Raw genomic sequence first — 3,417 nt, 5'->3', positions numbered from 1 at the left:
CGTCGTCTGGCAGCGGGTCGCAACACGGTTGTTTACACGGCTCAGGGCGGCTCCTATGCAGTTATGGTGGTTGTTGATGGCAAGTCTTACGTAGAAAAACTTGCTGTAAAGTAACGAGCTGATTATTTTTCGATCGGTGTGCTCTACCAACCGATCGCTTTAACCGGTCGCCCGGCTTCCATAAAAAGGAGTCGGGCGACCCTTTTGTTGCAACCGAATAAGCCATAGAAAGAGCTATTCCTTTGATTTTTTGTTACTTTCATGGTGTGAGAGAATACGAACAGAAATCAATCGCAATTTTAATCCCGACAAAAACTATATGAAGTGGATCAATGGAAATGACGATCAGTCGAACTATGAGGACAGGCGAGGTCGTCGCGGCAAACGACTTGCAGGGGGAGGACTCATTACCATTATTATTGCTATCATAGCAGTATTCCTTGGCAAGGATCCCGACGCACTGTTTCAAATTGCAGATCTTTTTGTCCCGGGCCAGGAGGCGGTAAGTGATGACATTTCCGGGAATGAAAACGAGGATCTGAAAGTCTTTTCTCTTCGAGTTTTCAATAGTTGCAACGATGTATGGACGGAGATATTCGATCGTGAGTTGGGCAAGACCTATAAGAAACCGACTTTTGTCACCTTTTCAGGGGAAACGATGAGCGGCTGCGGTGGAGCCACTGCAGCCACAGGGCCATTCTACTGTCCGGCGGACGAAAAAGTCTATATCGACCTCGATTTCTTCCATGAATTAGCCAATCGTTTCCATGCCCCCGGAGATTTGGCCATGGCCTATGTGACGGCACATGAAGTGGGACACCATGTACAGCATCTGTTGGGGACATTGGATAAACTGCACAGTATGCGTGGGCACGTGAGCGAGGCGGAATATAATCGCATGAGTGTGAAAGTGGAATTGCAAGCCGATTTCTTTGCCGGTCTGTGGGCTAATTATGCGCAGAAGATGAATATTATCGCTTTGGAAGAAGGGGATTTGGAATCTGCAATAAGAGCTGCGGAGGCTATCGGTGATGACACTCTTCAAAAACAATCGCAGGGCTATGTGGTACCTGATGCTTTCACTCATGGCACTTCCTCTCAGAGAATGTACTGGTTCAAACGAGGGTTCGAGACGGGAGATTTCTCCGCAGGTGACACATTTGCCGAATTGAAATAGGGAAAACGATGAAACTTTTTCGCTCGTAAAGGTGTTTCACCGATAAATTAACGTCTCCCCTTTATATGATATGAACAGAGGGGTGACAAAACCAATGCGAATGAATATTGAATTCAAACCGGTAGAACCTACTGACAGATCGGCCATAACGACTATCACTTTTTCTTCAGGGGCAAGAATTTGCGACCTGGCTTTTTCCAATCTCTATTGCTGGAGTTTCGTCTATGGCACGTCTTGGGCTATTGTGGAGGACTGTCTGATCATCCGTTTCAAACCGAAAAGCCGTAGTCATCCGGTCTATCTCTTTCCTGTGGGAGCCGATCCTGAGCGAGTAGTGGCTGCTGCCCATCGACTGAAAGCGGAAGTAGTGCACGAAGATTATCCCTTGATATTTATGGGTGTGACTCCCGATATTCACCGATGTATCGAGGAGCATTGCTCGGCTGAGTATTACTTTATCGAGGATGAAGCCTATTGCGACTATATATACGAACGTGAAAGTTTAGCGACTTTGTCAGGTAAAAAGTTGCAGGCCAAGCGCAATCATATCAATAAATTTCTTTCTCTCTACCCCGACTATACATACGATCCTGTTAAGGATAGCGATGCCGAAGAATGCTTGATGCTGGCACATCTATGGCTCGATAACCGAGGTGATCAGGACGGAAGAGAGCTGGAGGTAGAGATGGTAGAGCGTGCTTTTCGACATCGTCAGGAGCTTGGGCTTTCGGGAGGAGTACTACGGGTCCGTGGAAGGGTAGTGGCTTTCTGTTTAGGCTCCCCTATCAATGCCGACACTTTTGGAGTACATATCGAAAAGGCCGATGCTATGGTGGAAGGTGCGTTTACGATGATCAATAGAGAATTTGCCCGTTCGATACCGGACACATTCCGCTACATCAATCGCGAGGAGGACTTGGGGCTGCCGGGGCTGCGTCAGGCCAAACTATCTTATCGCCCTGCCATTCTTTTGCCAAAGCAAACAGCCATACTGCGGCGCGATCATGACCGAATCCAAGCGTGAAGCATCTGTGCGACTATGGCGCATCTGCTTCGATGACCCCGAGCCTTTCATTGACCTTTATTTCCACAAAGTTTTCCGTGATGATGATACGTTGCTACGGTATAGCGAGACGGGGGAGGCTGTAGCACATCTGCAAATGCTCCCTTATCAACTGCGAATTTTTGGCACTTCTTTCTCGGCCGGCTATATTTCCGGAGCATGCACACACCCCGATCATCGTGGCAAAGGCATTATGCACACGATGATGACAGAAGCTCTTTCGGTCATGTATGACCGTGGCGATGTCTGTAGTTTCCTTATTCCGGCCGAAGCTTGGCTGTACGATTTCTACTCTCGCAGCGGTGGCTATGCGCCGGCCTTTGGTCGGAAACAAATCCTATATAGACCGAATTCTATCCCACGAAAGTCTCCCAGAGGCTATACCTGTACGATCGGACAAGGAGATTACAGCTTTCTCTCAGCCGAGGAGCAAATGGATATTCGCTTGGCCGTACAGCATACCTTCGGGCAGTGGCAAACGGCTTTGAAGGATTTTTCTTTGGCTGGGGGGGATGTTGCCATGTTGCAGGACGGTGCCGGTAAGACTGTAGGTCAGGCTTGTTTTGTCCCGAGAGAGAATAGTCTTGATGTCAGACTGCTTGTAGGGGATACCGAAGTGGCATTCATACTTGTCGATCACCTGCTCCGGTCTTTGGATTGCGACCATGCCTCTATTCTTGCACATTCGGGAAGTACTCCATACGGAATGCTCAGGATCCTGCGCCCTATACCCATACTCGAAGCCTTTGCTCAATACCATCCTGCAGAAGCTCGCTCTTTTGTATATAGTGACCCTCTTTTCCCTCAGCACAATGGTACTTATCATATCAGTAAGGGACACATTGCCTTTTCGGACAATATACAGCCTGAGATATCTTTACTTCCACATCACACTCCCGACTCCTTAGTCAAGGATCTTTTTTCCCCTTTCCCCTCCACCCTTTTCCTCATGCTGGACTGATATTAACCTCAGTCCGCTCTTCTTTTTCGTTGTAAGTAAATGCAACGTAACAACTTCAAGTATTGCTTTCAGGCAATACTTTTTACAAGGCCCTGACATACAATGTCGTCAGTTCGATCTAAGCCCGACTTCCCTATTTGCGCTCAGATCGAATTGATATCTCTGATCTTAATGCGGTAAAATCTGCCACTTCGATAAATTACGAACCGAAAATGC

3 protein-coding genes and 1 pseudogene are annotated in these 3,417 nt (G+C 47.7%); all 4 read left to right on the top strand.

What is annotated here, in order from left to right; genetic code table 11:
- Window positions 1-114, top strand: a pseudogene (locus tag F452_RS13530) (peptidase); the annotation flags it as partial.
- A gap of 205 nt (window positions 115-319) precedes the next feature.
- Window positions 320-1,177, top strand: a complete 858-nt coding sequence (gene ypfJ, locus F452_RS0110500) for a KPN_02809 family neutral zinc metallopeptidase (RefSeq protein ID WP_026292392.1) — start codon at window positions 320-322, stop codon at window positions 1,175-1,177.
- Between the two features lie 100 nt (window positions 1,178-1,277).
- A complete protein-coding gene (locus F452_RS0110495; protein WP_026292391.1) occupies window positions 1,278-2,201 on the top strand; it encodes a PG_1841 family phosphatidylglycerol lysyltransferase-like protein in 924 nt (307 codons plus the stop codon).
- Window positions 2,182-3,201 (top strand): GNAT family N-acetyltransferase, encoded by a 1,020-nt coding sequence (locus tag F452_RS0110490; RefSeq protein WP_018966132.1) that lies wholly within the window; start codon window positions 2,182-2,184, stop codon window positions 3,199-3,201. The genes F452_RS0110495 and F452_RS0110490 overlap by 20 nt, the downstream gene beginning before the upstream one ends.
- The last annotated feature ends 216 nt before the right edge of the window (window positions 3,202-3,417 follow it).

It is taken from the genome of Porphyromonas gulae DSM 15663, from assembly GCF_000378065.1.
Classification (GTDB): domain Bacteria; phylum Bacteroidota; class Bacteroidia; order Bacteroidales; family Porphyromonadaceae; genus Porphyromonas; species Porphyromonas gulae.
This window is presented reverse-complemented; position numbering and strand designations above follow the sequence as displayed.